The following is a 1,253-nucleotide window of genomic DNA, read 5'->3' as shown; positions in this document are numbered from 1 at the left end:
CCCGGGCGAATCCCGCGCCGCGGAGGGCCCCTAGCGGCCCGCCCCGCCGGGCGGCGGGGGCGCGGGGGGGGCGCCCCGGCCGACTGGGCGGTCGCCGCGGCGCCGCTCTGCACCGCCGCGCTCGGCATTCCGCTGGGCGCGCGGCTGGGCGGGCGGATCGGTGCCGTCCTCGGCGCGGTATTCGCCGGGACCTGCTGCGGGGTCTTCGCTTTCCTGATACGCTAACACATGTTTGACTTGACTGCCGAGCCGGTTCGGCACGGTCGGGGGGGCCCAGGCGCGACGCGATGACGGCCAGCGGGCGTGCGCTCCTCATCGTCGTGGTGGTCACCGCGGGCCTTGCGGGCTTCGTGGCGGCCCGCTTCGTCGCCAAGGCCCCGGCGCCCGTCCCGACGGGCGCTGCGCCGGCACCCGCTGCCGCATCGGCCCCTTTGCCGACCGCCGCCGCGCCCCCCGCGCCCCCCCCCCCCCCCCCGCCGCTCCGACACCGCCTGGCCGACGCCGAAGCGGGCCGCGGCACGGGCCATCGCGGCCATCGGGACGCCGATCGCGGGCAGGCCGCAGCCATCGCCGCCATGGGGCAGCGCATCGGCATCGAGCCCGGTGAACTCGGACAGCACGTCGCGATAGAGCTTCTGGGCCGGATGGTCGGGGTTCGCGTAGTCCATCCCGCCGCCCATGTGCTTCGCCATGCTCAGGAAGCCGCAATGCTTGCCCGAGCAGTTGTTGAAGACGCGCCGGGGACCGCCATGCGCGTAGGCGGCGGCGATGTCCTCCGCGCCGCGCGGCACGGCCGGGCCGCAGATCAGTGCGTCCTCCGTCAGGCCGAGGCGGCCGAGCCAGTCGCCCAGCAGCGCCACCTGGAAGGGCTGCCCATGATGGGAGGCGCAGGCCAGCGCGATGTGCTCGTCGGTGAGGCCGAGCGCGTCGGCGGCGCCGGATTCCACCAGGGCGATGGCCTGGAACGGCTTCAGCGCGGAGCGCGGCGTGTTCACCCAGCCGGCGCTGCCCCAGGCATGGCGCAGCGTGCCGCCGGTATCGGCCACCACGACGACGCCGTGATGGACGCTTTCCACGACCGGTCCGCGCCAGACGCGCGCGAGTTCCACGACTTCGACGCCATTGGGCATGGCTTGTCCCCTGTAAACACCGCCGGAGGCGGGCCCCGGGGGGGGGGCCCCCGCGGGAGAGAGGGCGCGCCCCCCCCCCGCGCACGACATAGCGGGCGGACGCCCCCCCCGCCGCCCCCCCCC

The 1,253-nt window shown here is 76.5% G+C and carries 1 protein-coding gene; it reads right to left on the bottom strand.

Annotated elements, in window-relative coordinates:
* Positions 1-221: 221 nt before the first annotated feature.
* Positions 222-1,130, bottom strand: coding sequence for an asparaginase (locus AC1MIR_RS14330; protein ID WP_480028873.1), 909 nt, complete (start codon positions 1,128-1,130; stop codon positions 222-224).
* Positions 1,131-1,253: the final 123 nt, after the last annotated feature.

It is taken from the genome of Falsiroseomonas sp. RANM36 (assembly GCF_056682175.1).
This window is presented reverse-complemented; position numbering and strand designations above follow the sequence as displayed.

What these genes read in the sequence shown, in the direction of transcription:
- AC1MIR_RS14330 (WP_480028873.1), bottom strand. Translation starts at nt 1,130, where the DNA reads ATGCCCAATGGCGTCGAAGTCGTGGAACTCGCGCGCGTCTGGCGCGGA.